Origin of the sequence: Desulfosporosinus fructosivorans (genome assembly GCF_004766045.1) — a bacterium.
GTDB classification, from domain to species: Bacteria; Bacillota; Desulfitobacteriia; order Desulfitobacteriales; family Desulfitobacteriaceae; genus Desulfosporosinus; species Desulfosporosinus fructosivorans.
Genome location: NZ_SPQQ01000018.1, coordinates 46,671 through 65,383, shown reverse-complemented (window position 1 = coordinate 65,383; position 18,713 = coordinate 46,671). Strand labels below are relative to the sequence as shown.

Genomic DNA, 18,713 nt, shown 5'->3' with positions numbered 1-18,713 from the left:
AGGGGTTCCACCCGTTCCCATCTCGAACACGGAAGTTAAGACCTCCAGGGCCGATGATACTTGGGGCGCAAGCCCCTGGGAAAGTAGGTCATCGCCAGGTAAACAAGCAAAAAGCTATCTCTTAGGAGATAGCTTTTTTGTGTTGAGTTATACTCTAATATGGGGCTGGGGTTCCATCCGTTCATCCACACTGCTGGAGCCTGCGTCATAAGTCGCCATTTATGTTGGGCATAAAGGAAGGCAGGCTAAGGATCTGCCTTCCATATATAATGTTACTACTAAAATAGAAGCGAGAGAACGAATTATCACTACGTTAGTCGATACTAAAAGATAACGGCCAAAGCAATAAGAATCAAAATTGCAATTGCGATAATCCCTGCACCGACACCAACGCCAGCACCACCGCCATATCCGTATCCACCTACACCTGCACCGTACATTAAAGTTCCTCCTTTCTAAATTTAGAATACAATCCCCATTGCGATAAGAAGAAGAATAATTACAACAATTGCAGCAATTCCTGCACCAAAGCCATGTCCTTTTCCGGAATCAGCTCCAAAACCACCGAATGCCATATGCTTTTCCTCCTTTGTATGAGATAGTACATAATATGCATATGATTTAAAATATGGAACAATATGGGAATGTTGATCAATTTACTTTTTGATATGCAAGCTTTGTTGTACCCCGTCAGGGTTCCGTAAGTTGACTTTGAAAAAAAGCATGCAAAAAAAAGAACTTTTTATAATACTTAAGACTCTTAGGTATAGAAGTGAGGTGAATTGGGTGGAACAGGAAATAATTGAAATGGTAAAACGCGCGAAAGCTGGAGATAAAGAAATTTTAATTAACCTAATCATGAGACAGAAACAAGATTATTATCGATTGGCCTACGTCTATATGAAAAATCATGATGACGCCTTAGATATAATGGAAGACATGATTCTTAGGGTCTATGAAAACATTAAAAAGTTGAAGGATGAACACGCTTTTTACAGTTGGAGTAAAACTATCTTAGTGAATTGTTGTAAGAATAATTTGCGAAGAAATAGCAAGGTTCTGTTTCTCAATGATGTTCCTGAGGGGTCATACGATGAAGCTTTTGGAGTTAAGGAAGATCAAATTATTCTCGAAAGTCATTGGTCGAGGCTAAATCAAAAATATCAAGAAGTTTTGAAACTTCGCTATTATCTAGATATGGATTACGAGTCCATTGCCACAGTTTTAAAAATTCCCTTAGGAACGGTTAAATCAAGAATTCACACGGGGATGCAGAAATTAAAGCTAAGCATGGGGGTGGGTAACGGATGAATGATATTGAGGATATTCTAAGAGCTAATAAGGCTAGAATAGATCAACTTGAAGTACCTGATGAATTAGAAGCACGGCTTCGTGATGCTTTAACGAGAAAACATGCTTCCTCTTTTAAAGGTAGAGTAAGAATTTATGTTGCTGCGATGATCGTAACTCTAGTAATGTTAACCTCTAACTATGATGTCATTGCCTTTTATGGCAAGCAACTTCTTGGATATGAACAAATAATGAATGGAACATTGCAACAGTTAAATGAACTTGGTAAAGGACAGACAATTGGGAAAAGCCATACCTTTAACAACGGAGTATCATTAACTCTGGACTATGTTATGCTGGATGAAAATCAGTTTTTGCTTTTTTATACGATAAAAGATCCCTCAGGTTTCGTTGAAGACTATGATCTTTTATCGTATATGTCAGTAAAAGGATTTTGGGGAGAATATAGACATAGTAGCTCTGAAGGGAAAATTAATGTGGATAAAACTCAGATTAAGTATATTTCAAGCTTTGCCCCACCATTTCCTTTTGAAAGGAACCTTAGCTTTAGATTTGGGTTATATGAGCAAGGAAAACTTGAGTCGGGGCAAATTGACTTTTCTCTGAATAGAAATACGGCAATGGGTCATTCATTAAAGAGTAACTTGAACCAACTAATTCAAGTCGATGAGACGGAGATTATGATTGATTCAATTCTTGCGTCCCCAACCAAAACGGTAATTAAAGGTTCATTTCAAAGTATTTTCGGATTAGTTAAGGATCACTTAAGTGGCGAGCGTTTTAGGCCAAGTAGTTTTGAGATTAAGCTGATTGCTAATGGGAATGAAATTGCTGTACAAGGCGGAGGAATGACTACAGATCTAAAGGGAATGAAGTTTAATAGTGATTTTGATGCCTTACCCTTAGATTTGAAGCAGTTACAAATTGAGCTTGTAAGTTTTGGAGCCGATCATGATGTGAATGAAAACTTCAAACTAAAAACTACACAGAGAAATCAGGTTTTAGAAATTTCAAATCAAAGAGTAGAGGTTCATGAAATTTCACAAACCAAAGCTGAAACGCTTATTACCGTAAGTAGCGAAGAAAGCCTAATCATAACGAAGTTGTATCTCATGATAGACGGGGTGAAGGTTTCCCTTGAAGAAACTATCAATGATAATTATGACAAACTAATAGATGGAAGTATTATTCATAAAAGAACATTGCGATTTCTTGGTGCTGGAGAAAATCTTGAACTGTTTGTTCAAAGAATGACTTATGCTAAGAATTACAACAAGATTATTGATGTTCGAGTGAAATAATATTTATTCTTTGAGCCCAGCAAATGGAATGAAACTAAAACTGAAAGTGTTTAAGCGATGGAACCCCAAGTTGAAGATGTTTCATGACCTGTAGATAGCCAGGAGCTGCCGCTAGGCTCCTGGTTGCTTTTATTTCTGTAGTAGATAAAAAATAAGTTCTATTATTTAATTTACCTTAACGTTAACTGGTGTTATAATTATGTAAAAAATTAGAGATACATATTAGGTGGGAAAAACAAATGATAGAGAATGCGGGACCAATTTTTACTATTTCTGAGCTAGCGGAAGAACTAGGGATTACGCCAAGAACGATACGCTATTACGAGGAGGTGGATTTGATTGAACCTATTCGCCATGAGGATATTGCTCAGAGACTTTATGGTGCGCGAGAACGTGCTCGGCTAAAGTTAATTTTGAGAGGAAAACGGTTTGGTTTCTCTTTAGCCGAAATTAAGGAAATGATTGATTTATATGATCAGGATCCCACGGAAAGAGAACAACTTCAACGAGTTATCGCCTATGGCGAGCAACGCTTAACTGCAATTGACGAGATGTTACAGGACTTGAAGGTCATGAGAGAGGAAATATTGGAGTATCATATTAGGTTTGTAGAACGCTTAAATCTACTTAAAAAGGGGTGAATCATCCAGTTAAACTGGATGGAAGAGATGTTCGATTTTTTACTTAATGAGACACAAAAAGCTCTGGTCCATGAAGCTTCAGAATTTGTACGTACACAAGTTCCCAAACAACTTGTATTAGACATGGATGCAGATAAGATTATCTACCCTAAGGAGTACATTGAATCACTGGCGAAGGCAAATTTACTTGGCCTGCGGTTCCCCAAAACCATGGGTGGAAGAGGATTAGGGTGGGCAGAAGAAGTGCTTGCTATTGTGGAGATCGGTACTTTAGGTACTAGTTTAGGTTGTCTTTACTCCCTACCTTCTATTGTCGGTGAGGCTATTAATAAATTTGGTAGTGAGGATTTAAAGAATCGCTTTTTGAAACCAACCTTGGAAGGGAAAATCTGTACTGCTGAGGCGCTGACGGAGCCCAGAGGGGGATCTGACTTTTTTGGTACTACTACTGTAGCAAGGCGAGAAGGCGATTACTATATTTTGAATGGCCAAAAACGGTTTGTTGTTGGTGCAGAAGGCGCGGACTATTTTATGGTTTACGCCAAGACTAGGGATGATGCTCCTCCCCATCAAAGTATCAGCGCATTTTTGGTTGAACGGAGCTCAACGGTTGAGGTGGAACATGTCTATGGTTTAATGGGTACCCGGGGCGGTGGAGCAGGACGCGTTGTATTCCGTGATACTAAAGTGCCCATGGAAAATTTACTTGGAGTCGAGCATGGGGCTGCGGCTATTTTCTATCAGATGATGATTCCCGAGAGGATGACCAGCGCAGCAGGTGCTCTGGGAATTGCTAAGGCAGCCTTGGAAGTTGCAGCACGTTATAGTACGAAACGTAAGGCTTTTGGACAGAAGATTAAAGAGTTTGAAGGTGTAAGTTTTAAAGTGGCGGACAGCATTACTCAGATTGATGCTGCCATGGCCCTCGTTTACACTGCTGCGCTGGCAGTTGATGCTGGTGTCGAATCTGCTCGAGCCCGTCGTCTTGTTTCAGAAGCCAAGAAATTTGCCACCGAAACCTGTTGGACTATCGTTAATGCAGCTATGCAGATTATGGGCGGTATTGGATATACCAATGTATATCCAATCGAGAGGATGCTGAGAGACACTCGATTGATTATGATCTGGACGGGAACGAACGAAATAATGAATCTTATTATTCAACATGAGTATTACAAAGAACTTGCTGGTAGAAAGCAGGATTGTCAACGTGATTGGGAAGATGATGCTCCCAATGCCCATCTTATAGACGAAAAAGTTTATGAGTAATTATTTTCGTTCTTCACTGAACAGCAATTCGGGACGGGCATTACGTCAACCAGGTAAATAAGTCAAAAGACTACCTCTAACATATTGAGGTAGTCTTTTGACTTATTTCGAATAAATCCAGGCTGTTGGTTGATTATCAATTACACCACAATTCCGACACTAGCACATCGAACACCGAATTGTGGTTATTTCTTCTTAAATGCTTCGACACAAAAATTAATAAATTGCAGTTGAATGAGATCCAGATCGTAGTTTTCACGCCAAACTAGGCCGAGAGATACTTTTATATTATCGCTAATTGGAATGTAAGCAAAATGAGTATCAGGAATAATAAAAAAAGAGGATGCTAGTCCCACACAGAACCCTTTAGTTATAAAGTCCGAGGAAGAAGCAAAAATATCGGAATGAACAAGTATGTTGGGGTCACCATATTTTTTTAGCATCTCGGTGTAGGGGATACATCCGTTCTCAACAATAATTATGGGATACTTAATTATTTCTTCTAAAGAGACATTCTGCTGTTTAGTCAAAGGATGCTCTTTGCCTACCACAGCGTATAATTTCCCTTCACGAAGTTTTTCAAAAACGAAGTTATTTCCCTTTTCGTGCACTTTGGAATATTTTTTTAAAATATCATCTGATATTGCTATAAAACTAAGAGAACAATTATCAGCTTGAAAGTTGGAAATCACTTGCAAGGAGTTAGTTTCTTTTAAATTTAAGCATATCTGAGGATATTTTTCATAAAAATCGGTTAGTACCACGGATAATATAGTATTACCTAACTGTTGAGTTGTATAAAGAGTCAGACTGCCGCTAGGGGTGTGATTTGCTTCTTTGGATAATGTTAGATCATGTTCCAATTGTTCTAGGCTGGCCAATATTTCAGTTGCGGTCTTTACAACTTTCTTCCCTTCCTCTGTTAGGTAGACTCCTTGTCGTAAACGATTAAGTAATTTAACTCCAAGCTCTGCTTCAAGTTTATGAATGGCGCTGCTTAGAGCAGGTTGACTAACATGGACGAGCTCAGCAGTATAGGAGATTGATTTGTTTTTGGCAATTTCACACAAATAGTACAATTGTTCCAAGCGCATGTAAATGACCCTCCTTGCACCTCTCATAGACATGTCTAATTATATAACAACGGCAAATGCTTATCTAGATGGATACACAGAATCAATTGTACAAAGATATTCTTGAACTATATGATAATACTAAGAACAGTGAAGTTAGACAATTTAGAATTTTCGACAAAGTTTTAAATTGAACTAAGAGGAGGAACTAAAGAAGTGGCAAAAATTAAAATGACACCCAGTGAAGCAATTTGCGAGACATTGTTAGCCGAAGGCGTTGATCATGTAACCGGTATTCTTGGCTCTGCGTTTATGGATCTACTTGATTTATTTCCTACAGCTGGAATTAAATTCATCCCGGTTCGTCACGAGCAATCCGCCGGTCATATGGAAGATGCTTACTGTCGTGTTACAGGGAAGTGTGGTGTAATCATCGGGCAAAATGGTCCAGGAATCACCAACATGGTTACCTCTGTCGCTGCCGCTAACTCGGCACACACTCCGATGGTCATCATTTGTCCGTCTGCGGGTACTCCAACTATTGGGTGGGATGGCTTCCAAGAAGCTGATACTGTGCAAATCTTTAAAGCCATTACGAAAGCTACCATCCAAGTTCCTCATCCGAAGCGCGTTGCTGATTGTTTAAGAACTGCCTTCCGCATTGCTTATGCAGAACGTGGACCCGTACTTTATGATATCCCTCGCGATTACTTTTATGGCGAGATTGAAGAACAAATCTTAGAGCCACACCAATACCGTGTCGACAACCGAGGTTGTGGTTCTATCGAATCTCTTGATAGAGCAGCTGAAATTCTTCTCTCAGCTAAAAAACCCGTGATTGTCTCTGGTCGCGGGGTTGTGGATACCAAGTCCACTGATATTGTGGCAAAACTTGCTGAACTTCTCACGGCTCCTGTTGCATGCACTTACATGCATAACGATGCGTTTCCGTGTGACCATCCTCTCTGGGTTGGACCGATTGGTTACATGGGAACTAAAGCAGCCATGAATTCGCTGGCAGAGGCAGATGTAATCCTCGCTCTCGGAACAAGGTTATCCGTTTTTGGTACTTTGCCACAATATGATATCAATTACTTTCCGGAAAGTGCCAAGATTATTCAAGTCGATATTAACCCTAGGAACCTTGCTCGTACACATCCAGTGGAAGTGGGTATTATCGGTGACGCTAAGGAAGCTGCTGTTGAGATCCTTAAGCGATTGGAGGCAAAAGTTCCTACTCCGAAAGTAGATCAAGCTCGTATGGAGACAATTAAAGTGCGTGTTATGGAATGGAGAAATGAGCTTGTTTCATTGGCCATGGTTGATGGCGTACCAATTAATCCCCGCCGTGCTTTGTTAGAAATTCAGAAGGCTCTGCCCGAAAATGCGATAGTCGCCACGGATATTGGTAACGTCGCTTCCACGTCAAACAGTTATCTTGAGTTTAAAGGAGAGGGCAAGCACATTGCAGCTCTTACCTTTGGTAACACTGGGTTTTCTTACCCAGCAGCACTAGGGGCACAAATGGCTAGCCCTGGGGCACCTGTAGTATGTATCGTAGGGGATGGAGCATGGGGCATGAGTTTGCACGAAGTAAGTACAGCTGTAGAGCATAGCTTACCTGTAGTTGCCATTGTCTTTAGAAATGGAGCTTGGTGTGCTGAAAAGAAAAATCAAGTAGACTTCTATAATAACCGTTTTGTGGGGACGGAAATTCCTAATCCAGTAAGCTTTGTACCAGTTGCCATTGCATTGGGGGCTGAAGGAATCCGTGTAGAAAAACCAGAAGAAGTTGGACCTGCATTAAAGAGAGCCTTAAGCTTACGTAAACCATTTGTTCTAGAAATTGTCTGTGATGGCACCCAGCTAGCACCACCGTTCAGAAAAGATGCGTTGCAGATGCCAACTCGTCTACTTCCTAAGTATCAAAAACTCGATGTAAGTAACTGGTGATATTGACTTAAGAGAAGCGAATCGATTCGATTCTCATACATGGTTAGTTCTGGAGATGTGTTACACATGAGAATTAGAGAAAGGGGAATAGAGTATGAAGGTTGCTGTGATTGGAGCAGGGGTTATGGGACCAGGCATTGCTCAAATATGGTTAATGGGCGGGCATGAAGTGGTACTTACGGATCTTGTGCAGAAAGCTTTGGAGGCTGGCAAAGAAAGTATTTATGACAGTCTTAAAACCATGAGGTCGATGGACATTATAGAGAAGGATGCTGGTCAATATATGTCTAGTTTCGAAATTACTACTTCGTTGGAACAAGCTGTAAAGAACTCTAAATTAGTTATCGAGGTTGTACCCGAAAGGATGGATATTAAAAAACAACTTTTCGAAACTTTAAATAAGCTATGTGATGAGGATGCCATTATAGTGAGTAATACGTCTTCATTGCCCCTTCCGGAGATGTTTCCGGATTTTCGGCCAGGAAAGTTCTTTGTAGCTCACTTTTTCAATCCCCCCCAGATTATTCCTCTTGTTGAACTGGTAAGGAATGAAAAAACAGATACAGAAGCAGTTGAATGGCTAAAGAAAGAATTAGAAATGTGCAGCAAAACACCCATAGTTGTCAATGGATTTATCAAAGGATTCTTGGTGAATCGTATGCAGTTAGCTATGACCAGAGAGGCCCTGTATCTTCTGGATAAAGGCGTAGTATCTGCGGAAGATTTGGACAAAACTAGCATGGCGGCAATTGGCTTCAAGTCAGCTTGGCAAGGGATGTTCAATACTATGGATTTTGTAGGACTTGATACGGTAGCTTTTGTGAATAATATAATTTTCCCGGATCTCTGCAACGATACCAGTACACCTAAAATAGTTACAGATAAAGTGAGGGAAGGAAAATTAGGTATCAAAAGTGGTGAAGGATTTTATAAGTACGATCAAGGGAAAGGAGAAGAAGTGACACAGAAAAGGCAGACAGTTCTGCTTGAGCAACTTAAGCTTTGGAATAAATACAAACCTTGTGATCAATAAGGGGAGTGACAGGTATGAACACCAAAGAATCTTCGGTTGTACTTAAGGAAAAGTTCAAAATGACGGACAGTCAGAAAAAAATGTGGCCGATATTGATTCTTGGAATATTCTTCGAAGGGTTCGATGACGCAGCCCTTAACTTTGTTCTGCCTTATATTACAAAAGAATTTCATCTGACAACCGAAATAGTAGGTTATGCTTTATCTTTAGTCGGGATAGGTGCATTATGGGCGTTCTTTATTGTCCGAATGGCGGATACGGTTGGGAGACGTCCGATTTTTCTTGGTTGTGTGTATCTGTACTCTATCTGCAGTCTATTGACAGTATTTGCACCAAATATTTATACAATTATCGCTGTACAGTTATTAGCAAGAGTATTCTTAATTGGTTGCTGGTCGGTTGGGTATACCATTTTAGCTGAGGAATTTTCCACAGAAAACCTTGGAAAAGTAAGCGGTATGTACCAGATGACAGCGGTTTTAGGAGCACTGACTATAGCCTTGCTTCTTCCCTTAGTCCTTAAGCTCGGTTTTACCTGGAGGGCTTTGTATCTTATAGGCGCCCTTCCACTAATTCCCGCAGTTATCTTTAGAAAGAATCTAAAGGAAACCCAGGCTTTCCAGGAGCTTCAGGAACAGAAAAAAGCGGGAATAAAACAGCCCAAGGAAGATTTTTTCGCCGTATGGAGAAAGCCTCATACAAAATATGTTTTGGTCATGGCTTTAGTATGGTTATTCATGTATTTTGGAATCAAAGGTTCATTAAATTTCTTAACCATGCGTTTGGTGATGGAACTTTCCTGGACACCCAGCATGGTTAGCATAACGATATTGTCCCAGACATTAGCAGGTATGGTTATTATTAATCTAAATGGAAGACTATTGGATAAGCTGGGTAGAAAAGGCGCTGCTCTAGTCATTATCACCGTAGGAGTAGTTGCAACTATCGTGCAGTTCAATGCTCAAAATTTCTACACAGTAATTATTTTTGGAATGATTGCTGCAGGTTTTGTTAACTCATTTCTTATAGTGGCTTCCACCCTTACCAATGAATTATTCCCTACGGAACTACGTGCTAATGCAACGGCTTGGAGTAACAATATTATCGGACGATTAGGTCAGATTCTTGTACCTAGTATGATAGGGTTACTAGCGGTGAGTATGTCAATTGGTCATGCTGTAAGTATTGCCATGCTTATGCCGTTAATATCTCTTATGTTTATCCTTGTATTCTTGCCTGAGACCAAAAAATGGAACAACGGACTGGTCAGCAGGAAGTAAAGATGTAACCAAATAATTAGCTTGAACTATTGTCTTAAACAAAATTAAGGAGGTTCTATCTATGAGTAACAAATGTAGAGCAGGTGCCCTCGTATCAGAGGTATTTAACAAAGAAGGGGTTAAATATCTTTTCGGAATCCCTGGTGGACATATCTACCCTACAATGGAGAGATGCGAAGAACTGGGAATTAAATTCATCGGCGTACGTCATGAAATGACAGCATCCTTTGCAGCTGAAGGGTGGGCGTTGACTACCGGTAAAATAGGAGTATGTACAGGAACAGCAGGTCCTGGGTTTACTAATATGGTGACTGGCATGGCTAACTCATTTGTCGGAGCAATTCCCGTAATGCATCTGGCAGGAAAGGCCAGAGTTACAGAAAATGACCGTAATGAACTCCAGGATTTTAACCAAATGGCAATTGTAGCAAGTATGACCAAACATGCCAGAGCAGTAACAGAACCGGAACGAATACCTGAATATGTAGGAAGAGCAATTGCTCATGCCACGAATGGCAAACCTGGACCAGTTTATCTAGAGATTCCGAGAGATCTGATGGATACAGAAGTTGACTTCTCCACAGTGGAATTTCAGAAAAACTACTGCCTAGATAGTAAACCGCAGGGAGATCCGGCAAGCATTAAAGGTGCACTGGAACTGATTCAGCAGGCTAAAAAGCCCATGATTATTGCAGGTTCTGGAGTTTGGTTTGCACAGGCTCACAATGAACTAAAAAAATTCGTTGAAAAATCAGGCCTACCATTCGCAACTCGTAATGCAGGAAGGGGTTGTGTCCCTGACAGCCATCCCCTGTTCGTAAGCCCTGGGTATAATCACCCTATTCTACAAGCAACCATGGTCGAAAGTGATCTGGCTATAGTAATTGGCACAAGACCTGGCTTCACCTTGAGTCGTGAAATTTTCCGTAAAGATATGAAAATTATCCGCATAGATATCGATGCTGCCGAGCTCAGCAATCAGCTAGATATTACCATCGGCATAAACGGCGATGCCCGAGAAGTTCTTAAACAGCTCACTGATAGAATCAGTCAAGGTGGTTACCCAGAATGGATTGGATATATTAATGCTGTAAAACAACAGTTTGCAGGTTTTTTTGTCCAAATGTGTGATGCAAAGCATACGCCCATTCATCCTGTACACCTGATGAACCAAATTGCACAGAGAGTTGACGAAAACACAATAGTGGTAATCGATGGAGGAGATACAGCTACTTGGGCAACCTTAGCTATTCCAGCCTATGGTCCTGGACAAACGCTTTCGATTGCAGGTACAAGTTATGGCCCGTTGGGAGTTGGCATGGGATATGCTATTGCGGCTAAACTGGCTCATCCAGAGAAGAAAGTAATCATGGTCACCGGCGATGGCGCATTCGGTTATGGAGCAATGGAATATGATACCTGTATGCGTTATCGTCTTGATATCACCACTGTAATCCTTAATGACGGTATGTGGGGAATGATTAAAAGAGGAGAAGCAAAAAAGTCAAATGGAAAATCAAAATTCGTTGGTGTACATCTCAGAGAACAAGTACACTATGAGAAAATCGTCGAGGATCTTGGTGGCTATGGCGAATTCGTAACGAACCCAGACGAAGTAGGAAACGCTATAGATAGAGCGTTGGCTTCCGGTAAGCCTGCCTGTGTGAATGTTGTCACAGATCCAGAAATTGGACCACCAAGATAAGGAAGCTATAATCAAAGAAAGAAAATATTACATAATAGACTGGAAAATGGAGGATTTTAAGTTGAGCGTAAAAGATGAGATATATGCATTTTGTGAGAAAATGAATGCGGATCCAGGTCATATGGAGTCAAAAGATTTAGCATTCCAGGTGAATCTAAAGGAAAGTGGACCCATACAAATGGTCATAAAAGATGGTAGTATTACAGTATTTGAAGACAATCCGTATACACCAGAAATAACGTTAATAATTTCTGATAATAATTACTCAAAATTGCTGAAAGGTGACTTGAATACTACAATGGCCTTTATGACAGGTAGTGTAAAGGTTGAAGGTAAATTAGATAAGGCGTTTAGGCTTCTAGAAGTAGTGAAGCAATATCAATAATAGTTTTGAGGGGCGTCTATTTTTCTCAACTGAAATACAGAGGTAATCTCTTTGGTGCACCCGTGATTGGTTGTCTATTGAATATCCGTTGTTTCCTCAATTGGAGCCCCCTGGAAGTAAAACTTGAATTTCGTATGATTTTCGGAATAAACCTCCATAATAAAAGAGAACCTCTGAAAGAATGTATATTCAGTGTTGACCTCTAAAAAAAGGTTAACATATTGAGGTTCCTGGCTTATTTTAAAGGAGGTTTAATCCATGCGTTCTAATGAAACGATATTACCAGAGGGAGTAAATAATAGTCCCTTATCTAATCTAAATGATTTAGGGCAAATTAAAATTCCTGATGCTACTGAAAGAATTTATTGTTTAACCATCATTGGACAAATTGAAGGGCATCAAATTTTGCCTCCCCAATCTAAGACTACAAAATATGAGCATATCATTCCACAACTGCTCGCAGTTGAGCAAAATCCAAAAGTCGAAGGGATTCTTGTCATTTTAAATACTGCCGGTGGAGATGTTGAAGCCGGGTTGGCGATTGCAGAAATGTTATGTAGCCTAAGTAAACCATCTGTTTCGTTAGTGCTTGGCGGAGGTCATAGTATTGGAATCCCAGTTGCAGTCAGTTGCACAAAGAGTTTAATAGCACCTACGGGAACGATGACTGTTCACCCGATTCGGTATACTGGGTTGGTGATCAATGGACATCAACAGTTTGATTATTTGCAAAAAATGCAACAACGGATTGATCAATTTATCTACTCGCACTCGGAAATAAGTAAAGAAAAATTAGAACAGTTCATGTTCAAGACTGGAGAATTAGCCCAGGATATTGGAACAATCCTTATAGGACAAGAAGCGGTTGATGCTGGATTAATCCAGGCTGTAGGAGGGGTGAAGGAAGCCTTTAAAGAACTCGATAACTTAATAACCTTAGGTATGGTAGAATAATTTCTCTATTGGAAAAAGCGGCGAAAGCCGCTTTTATCGTGATTAAACGTCGCTAAGTTTTTTGCGCGTATTTTTTTAAAAAAAAAGGTAAAACAGTCTCTTTTGTGGAATTTATACTATATAACTAAAAAATAATGTTTGGGGGATTGTTCTGTGGCGATCACAAAAAAACGCCGCAAGAAGAATGTGCTGGTGAATACGAGAGCAAGCACTTTAAAAGAGACCATACGCAATGAAGTCATTGGAGTTTTTGTGGTTGGAATGGCTTGCTTAGGGATAGTCGCGCTATACTCCGATAAAAGTGGCGTGGTCGGTGGAGAAATTAAACGGCTTTTGACAGTTCTGGCTGGGGGTGGAAAGGTTTGGATTCCCATTATGATAGGAGCTTGGGGTCTTGCTTATCTTAACCAGCGTATTCCCCGTTTGGGAGCCAAAGTTGTGGGGGCAATTTTGCTTTGGCTTGTTTTCCTTGGGATTCTTCATTTACAGTTATCAGGTATAGAGGGATTTTCTAGGACTGATATCTTTAATGAAGGAAAGCTTGGACACGGTGGTGGCATTGTCGGTGCTGGGGTGTTGGCTCTATTAAAAACAACGATTGGTATACCTGGGAGTTATGTTGTTTTAATTATGGGTGCTTTTATGGGAGCCCTAATGATCACAAATCGCTCCCTGATCCGTGGTGTACAGGAAGTTAGTCTTGTGGGAAAAGAATCAGGACTATGGATGAAACTCCAAATGCATGATTTCATTGATGTATTAAAGAATACTGAAGATGATGACAGTGGTGAGAAGGACTCTATTTCGCAGGTCAATCTTAAAGTAGAGGATAAAAATCCTAAGAAAATGACGACCCCATCAAAGGGGCAAACCCGTGCTCTAGACCCTGATGTTGTCGAACGACCGCTGGTCATCAAAACCCTTGAAGATCATCCTGATCTTCCGGCGGAAACTACCGCTCCGAAGGGTCAGTTAGGGTTTGAAAAAATGTTCGGAGGATCGCAAGCTAATACGATTGTTCCGACAGGAAAAGTGACAAGTACACCCATTTCTCGTCAGACCAGGGAAGATGGGAATTTTCAGCTTCCTCAAGTCTCGTTATTGAATAAAGCCTTGAAGCTGAAAAATCCCAGACTTAATAAGGACTTAGCCGATAATGTAAAAATACTAGAAGAGACGTTGGCTAGTTTTGGTGTGAAGATAAAAGTGACACAGGTTACTCAAGGCCCTGCCATTACACGTTATGAAGCGCAACCTGCTCCAGGTGTAAAAGTAAGTAAAATAACAAATCTGGCGGATGATATCGCTCTAAGCTTAGCTTCTGCAGATGTACGGATTGAAGCACCCATTCCTGGGAAATCAGTCGTAGGTATTGAGGTGCCCAATAAAGAAGTAGCCATGGTTCACTTTCGAGAAGTTTTAGAAACTCCGGAGTTTCAAGGGACTACGAGTAAGTTGGCGATGTGTTTAGGTAAAGATATTACGGGGACACCTGTGATCGCAGATTTAACGAAAATGCCCCATCTGTTGATTGCTGGGGCTACAGGTTCTGGAAAATCTGTGTGTATTAATACTTTAATTCACAGTATCCTGTTTAAGGCGCGCCCGGATGAAGTGAAGTTTTTGTTGGTTGATCCAAAAAGAGTTGAATTGGCTAATTATAACGGGATTCCTCATCTGATAGCACCGGTTGTGACAGATCCCAAGAAAGCAGCAGGTGCGTTAAAGTGGATTGTGACAGAAATGGAGACCCGTTATGAATTGTTTGCAGCAGCTGGCGTTAGAGACATCGTCCGATACAACTTTTTGCGCACTCAAGAAAAGAAGGAGGATCAGCCTCCGATACCGTATGTCGTAGTGATCATCGATGAGTTAGCTGATTTAATGATGGTTGCACCGGGGGATGTCGAAGATGCGATATGTCGACTAGCTCAAATGGCTCGTGCAGCAGGGATTCATCTGATTGTTGCGACTCAACGCCCTTCAGTTGATGTAATCACTGGAATTATTAAAGCAAATATACCTTCCCGAATTGCCTTTGGGGTCTCGTCTCAAACGGATTCAAGGACCATTCTGGATATGAACGGAGCGGAAAAATTATTAGGGCGAGGGGATATGTTATACTACCCGATGGGCTCGAGTAAGCCGCTGCGCGTACAGGGATGTTATTTAGGTGATAAAGAAGTGGAAAATGTCGTCACATTTTTACAGAATCAGGCCAAACCTGAATACCGAGAAATTCCTGACATAGAGCTAGGAAACGCCAAAACAGAAGATATGGAAGATGAACTCTTTTATCAGGCTGCTCAACTTTTCATAGAAGGTGGAACTGCCTCTGTCTCTCTTTTACAACGCCGCTTACGTATTGGGTATACGCGTGCAGCACGTTTGATGGACTTTCTCGAGGAGAAAGGGGTTGTTGGGGGATATGAAGGCTCTAAACCACGAGAGGTTCTTATGACAAGAGGGCAGTTTGAAATAAAGTTTGGCCAATGGGCCGATGAACTTACTCACTAGTTGCATAATCCTGCTGTAGCATTTATGATAGATATGTAGAATAATGCCAAATCGGAAGGAATTAAGCATGATTAAGGAGATCAACGTTCAAGATCTTAGAACTTTAGATAATCCAATTCTTGTCGATGTGCGCTCAGAGGGGGAATTTGCCGAAGCAACACTTCCGGGGGCGGTCAGCCTTCCTCTGTTTGATAACGTAGAACGTGCTCAGGTTGGTACCACATATACACAAACGACCCCTACTCTGGCTCGTGAACTTGGCTTGAGTATCATTAGTCCGAAACTTCCGCAATTAGTAAAAAAGGTAGAGGAACTATCAAAAAAGGGTCCTTTAGTGCTTTTTTGCTGGAGAGGTGGGATGCGGAGTAAGTCTCTGGCGACAGTTGTTGAATTAATGGGCATTCCTATATATCGCTTAATAGGGGGGTATAAAGCATACCGTAGCCAAGTTGTTGATTTTTTTGAAACTAAACTTCCCTATCAGGTTGTGGTGCTTCGTGGAAATACAGGGGTTGGAAAAACTGACCTTTTGAGACAGTTGCGGGCGGAGGGATATCCTGCGATTGACCTTGAAAAACTTGCCAATAATAGAGGATCAGTCTTTGGTGCAATGGGGCTAGGAGATCCTCCGTCCCAGAAAAAATTCGAAGGATTATTATATGAGGAACTTCTCTTGTTAAAAGAATTCCCTTATATTATTGTAGAATGTGAGAGTAAACGTATCGGTAGAGTTACAATACCCGCCAATTTCTTTGCAGCAATGCAAGAGGGAATACAAGTCCTTCAGTGCGATTCTTTGAAAAATAGAGTACAACGGCTGTTGAAAGAGTACACAGCTGTCCCCAATGCGCTTCATGAGATTAGGTTAGCTTTGGAAAGACTGATTAAAACTTTGGGCCATGTTAAAGTTCGAGAATTACGCATCTTGTTAGAAACAGGTTGCTTAGATGTCTTTACAGAGCGACTACTTGTTGAATACTATGACAAACTCTATGCCTATCCGAATGGACCAAGCTCAGAGTATGCTTTTTATTTAAATTATCAAGAGCCTGACAAGGCTTTAAGGGAGTTTGAATGCTATCTTGATGAAAAGGTGGCCCAACCAAGCGGAGAATCTGCTGTATCTGGAGTACGATATTCAGCAAGATAAACCGGGATTGCTTGGAGCAGTGACAACACTGATTGGGATGCTGGACCTTAATATTTTATCGGTCACAGGAATTGGGCAGACCCGAAGAGGACTTCTTTTGCAGGTTCAATCTAAGACCAAAGTAAGAGCGTTGCATGAAGCTCTGATAGAAGTGGGAGCGATAAGGGTAACGGCCTTCCGTCCGCCTACCTTGTCAGATCGTATCGCGTTACGCCATGGCAAGCGGTTGGACATGGTAGAGACGAATCCCCCAACCTATCGGTTCGTTCGTGAAGAACTAGGTGTGTTGGTTGACTTTTTAGGAGATACTTTAGTACAAGGCGGAAATCATGTTATCGGAATACGGGGAATGCCTCGTGTGGGAAAAACAGAAGCTGCTATTGCTGCCTGTGTATATGCCAATAAACGATGGATATTATTGTCGTCGACGATTATTCGTCAAACCATACGAACTGACTTATTACTTGACGAGTCAGAGAATTGTATTTTTCTGATTGATGGCATTACAAGCACAACGAGGGGAAGCAATGAACATTGGGCTTTACTAGAGAAAGTATTACAAATGCCAACTCTGAAGATTATTGAACACCCAGATGTTTTTCTTCGAGATGGACGTTTGGAAGTTGACTTTGACTTTATTATTGAAATCCGCCATCATGAGGATGATGTGATTCGCATAGAGGATATATCCATGAGTTTCACCGCATTTGATTTGAGCTGATGGCGAGAAAAGGGGGGGGCTTATCAATGGCAGGAGAAGGACAAATACTCCAGGCCGCTAGGGAAGAAAAAAGGTGGAGTTTTACGTATACTGAGGAAATAACTAAAATCCGTGTTCGCTACATTCAGGCACTTGAAGAGGAAAAATATGATATACTCCCTGGAACGACGTATGTAAAGGGGTATTTAAGAACGTATGCCAAACAATTGGGTTTAAACTCGGATGAAATTATCGATCTCTATAATGCCTCGGCAAAGCCTGAGACGATCACCGTTTTTGAAACACCTAGTAAATATGTGAAAGTCCGGCCTCTTTGGGTTAGGCCAGCCATCATAGCTAGTATGGCTGTTTTGGCAATCGTGTTGCTAATTGCTATTAAGGCTTTTAGTCAGTCAGGAAACAAACTCGATCCTCCGTACGTTCCAGCAGCCTTGCCAAGTGCACCGCAAACTGAGCAGACTACGCCACCACCCAATACCCCGGTAGTTACTGATCCAACGAATGTTGTAGCGAATACACAGGAGGGTTTAACCGCACAGCTTGTTTTCACTCAACCTTGTTGGATTGAGGTACGGGTAGATGGACAGCCTACTTTGCAAGGTACCTTTACAGCGGGAACCACTAAAGAGGTCAAAGCTACAAGCAAAATTGAACTGGTCTCGGTTGGAAATGCAGGAGGCCTTTCGATTACTTTGAACGGCAAAGCCTTGCCGAGTTTGGGAAAAGCAGGCCAAGTTCTTCGCAATGTCGTTTTAACCAAAGAGAACCTGAATTAATGATTAAGAAATTTATGGATAAAGGAGCGTTTTATTTTGGCTAAAGATTGTTCATTTGATATTGTTTCTAAGGTAGATATGCCGGAGGTTGATAATGCAGTTCAGCAGGCTCAGAAAGAACTCGCGAACCGATTCGACTTTAAGAACAGCAAATCGTCCATTAAACTTGAGACCGATAAGATCGTCTTAGTTTCAGATGATGATTTCAAGTTGACCAACGTTGTCGACATTCTGGAGAGTAAACTCGTTAAGAGAGGGGTATCCTTGAGAGCCTTAGAGTACGGCAAGGCGCAATCGGCTGCAGGGGATACAGTTAAGCAGGAAGTTAAACTGGTACAGGGGATTGCCCAAGAGAAGGCCAAGCTCATTAACAAGGTTCTGAAAGACAATAAAATAAAAGTAGTAAGTTCCATACAAGGCGAGGAGATTCGAGTGTCTGGTAAGAACAAAGATGATCTCCAAGCGGTTATTGCGCTTTTACGCAAAGAAGATTTTGGTATTGAGTTGCAGTTTATCAACTTTCGATAAGGGAGTTGCGACTCTTTCCTCTAGGGGTGGAATGGCTAAAATGCTTGGCATAGTTGCCAAGCATTTTTATGGAACGAGATAGCATCTCAAAGAAATTATGCTTGCAATAAAACGAG

General features: G+C 41.1%; 16 protein-coding genes and 1 rRNA gene. 16 read left to right on the top strand and 1 reads right to left on the bottom strand.

Features of this window, described 5'->3' with window-relative positions; all coding sequences use genetic code 11:
* From rrf to E4K67_RS26775, 5 genes are all read left to right on the top strand, one after another.
* Positions 1-100, top strand: a 5S ribosomal RNA gene (gene rrf, locus E4K67_RS26795); the annotation flags it as partial.
* Positions 101-786: 686 nt separating this feature from the next.
* Positions 787-1,311, top strand: coding sequence for an RNA polymerase sigma factor (locus E4K67_RS26790; RefSeq protein ID WP_135552382.1), 525 nt, complete (start codon positions 787-789; stop codon positions 1,309-1,311).
* The gene (locus tag E4K67_RS26785; RefSeq protein ID WP_135552380.1) at positions 1,308-2,612 is read left to right on the top strand and encodes a DUF4179 domain-containing protein; all 1,305 of its coding nucleotides are present in this window, start codon (positions 1,308-1,310) and stop codon (positions 2,610-2,612) included. The genes E4K67_RS26790 and E4K67_RS26785 overlap by 4 nt, the downstream gene beginning before the upstream one ends.
* A 239-nt stretch (positions 2,613-2,851) precedes the next feature.
* Positions 2,852-3,253: a MerR family transcriptional regulator gene (locus tag E4K67_RS26780; RefSeq protein ID WP_135552378.1), complete on the top strand. Its 402-nt coding sequence runs from the start codon at positions 2,852-2,854 to the stop codon at positions 3,251-3,253.
* A gap of 27 nt (positions 3,254-3,280) precedes the next feature.
* Complete coding sequence (locus tag E4K67_RS26775; RefSeq protein WP_135552376.1) at positions 3,281-4,522, top strand: acyl-CoA dehydrogenase family protein; 1,242 nt, start codon at positions 3,281-3,283, stop codon at positions 4,520-4,522.
* Positions 4,523-4,707: 185 nt separating this feature from the next.
* Here E4K67_RS26775 and E4K67_RS26770 read toward each other — a convergent pair whose 3' ends face one another.
* Positions 4,708-5,616, bottom strand: coding sequence for a LysR family transcriptional regulator (locus E4K67_RS26770; RefSeq protein ID WP_158408586.1), 909 nt, complete (start codon positions 5,614-5,616; stop codon positions 4,708-4,710).
* 195 nt (positions 5,617-5,811) lie between these two features.
* Here E4K67_RS26770 and xsc point away from each other — a divergent pair, with 195 nt between their 5' ends.
* The 11 genes from xsc (at position 5,812) to E4K67_RS26715 (ending at position 18,597) form a co-directional block, all read left to right on the top strand.
* Positions 5,812-7,548, top strand: coding sequence for a sulfoacetaldehyde acetyltransferase (gene xsc, locus E4K67_RS26765; RefSeq protein WP_135552372.1), 1,737 nt, complete (start codon positions 5,812-5,814; stop codon positions 7,546-7,548).
* Positions 7,549-7,642: 94 nt separating this feature from the next.
* On the top strand, positions 7,643-8,581 hold the full coding sequence (locus E4K67_RS26760) for a 3-hydroxyacyl-CoA dehydrogenase family protein (RefSeq protein ID WP_135552370.1): 939 nt from the start codon (positions 7,643-7,645) through the stop codon (positions 8,579-8,581).
* 14 nt (positions 8,582-8,595) lie between these two features.
* The gene (locus tag E4K67_RS26755; protein ID WP_135552368.1) at positions 8,596-9,861 is read left to right on the top strand and encodes an MFS transporter; all 1,266 of its coding nucleotides are present in this window, start codon (positions 8,596-8,598) and stop codon (positions 9,859-9,861) included.
* A gap of 61 nt (positions 9,862-9,922) precedes the next feature.
* Complete coding sequence (locus E4K67_RS26750; protein ID WP_135552366.1) at positions 9,923-11,566, top strand: thiamine pyrophosphate-binding protein; 1,644 nt, start codon at positions 9,923-9,925, stop codon at positions 11,564-11,566.
* A gap of 61 nt (positions 11,567-11,627) precedes the next feature.
* Complete coding sequence (locus E4K67_RS26745) at positions 11,628-11,951, top strand: SCP2 sterol-binding domain-containing protein (protein WP_135552398.1); 324 nt, start codon at positions 11,628-11,630, stop codon at positions 11,949-11,951.
* 258 nt (positions 11,952-12,209) lie between these two features.
* Entirely contained in the window at positions 12,210-12,905 is a 696-nt protein-coding gene (locus E4K67_RS26740; protein WP_135552364.1) for a ClpP family protease, read from the top strand.
* 153 nt (positions 12,906-13,058) lie between these two features.
* Positions 13,059-15,422, top strand: coding sequence for an FtsK/SpoIIIE family DNA translocase (locus E4K67_RS26735; RefSeq protein ID WP_243454643.1), 2,364 nt, complete (start codon positions 13,059-13,061; stop codon positions 15,420-15,422).
* 67 nt (positions 15,423-15,489) lie between these two features.
* Positions 15,490-16,572 carry a tRNA 2-selenouridine(34) synthase MnmH gene (gene mnmH / locus E4K67_RS26730; protein ID WP_135552362.1) on the top strand — a complete coding sequence of 361 codons (1,083 nt, stop codon included), beginning with the start codon at positions 15,490-15,492 and terminating at the stop codon, positions 16,570-16,572.
* On the top strand, positions 16,508-17,293 hold the full coding sequence (locus tag E4K67_RS26725; protein WP_135552395.1) for a DUF3388 domain-containing protein: 786 nt from the start codon (positions 16,508-16,510) through the stop codon (positions 17,291-17,293). Before mnmH ends, E4K67_RS26725 begins: the two co-directional genes overlap by 65 nt.
* 26 nt (positions 17,294-17,319) lie before the next feature.
* Positions 17,320-18,069 carry a helix-turn-helix domain-containing protein gene (locus tag E4K67_RS26720; protein WP_135552360.1) on the top strand — a complete coding sequence of 250 codons (750 nt, stop codon included), beginning with the start codon at positions 17,320-17,322 and terminating at the stop codon, positions 18,067-18,069.
* 36 nt (positions 18,070-18,105) lie between these two features.
* On the top strand, positions 18,106-18,597 hold the full coding sequence (locus E4K67_RS26715; protein ID WP_135552358.1) for a YajQ family cyclic di-GMP-binding protein: 492 nt from the start codon (positions 18,106-18,108) through the stop codon (positions 18,595-18,597).
* Positions 18,598-18,713: the final 116 nt, after the last annotated feature.

Bases quoted from the DNA above. Each gene is read 5' to 3' on its own strand.
- E4K67_RS26785 (WP_135552380.1), top strand. From the start codon at position 1,308: ATGAATGATATTGAGGATATTCTAAGAGCTAATAAGGCTAGAATAGAT.
- E4K67_RS26780 (WP_135552378.1), top strand. From the start codon at position 2,852: ATGATAGAGAATGCGGGACCAATTTTTACTATTTCTGAGCTAGCGGAA.
- E4K67_RS26775 (WP_135552376.1), top strand. From the start codon at position 3,281: ATGTTCGATTTTTTACTTAATGAGACACAAAAAGCTCTGGTCCATGAA.
- E4K67_RS26770 (WP_158408586.1), bottom strand. From the start codon at position 5,616: ATGCGCTTGGAACAATTGTACTATTTGTGTGAAATTGCCAAAAACAAA.
- E4K67_RS26760 (WP_135552370.1), top strand. From the start codon at position 7,643: ATGAAGGTTGCTGTGATTGGAGCAGGGGTTATGGGACCAGGCATTGCT.
- E4K67_RS26755 (WP_135552368.1), top strand. From the start codon at position 8,596: ATGAACACCAAAGAATCTTCGGTTGTACTTAAGGAAAAGTTCAAAATG.
- E4K67_RS26750 (WP_135552366.1), top strand. From the start codon at position 9,923: ATGAGTAACAAATGTAGAGCAGGTGCCCTCGTATCAGAGGTATTTAAC.
- E4K67_RS26740 (WP_135552364.1), top strand. From the start codon at position 12,210: ATGCGTTCTAATGAAACGATATTACCAGAGGGAGTAAATAATAGTCCC.
- mnmH (WP_135552362.1), top strand. From the start codon at position 15,490: ATGATTAAGGAGATCAACGTTCAAGATCTTAGAACTTTAGATAATCCA.
- E4K67_RS26725 (WP_135552395.1), top strand. From the start codon at position 16,508: ATGAAAAGGTGGCCCAACCAAGCGGAGAATCTGCTGTATCTGGAGTAC.
- E4K67_RS26720 (WP_135552360.1), top strand. From the start codon at position 17,320: ATGGCAGGAGAAGGACAAATACTCCAGGCCGCTAGGGAAGAAAAAAGG.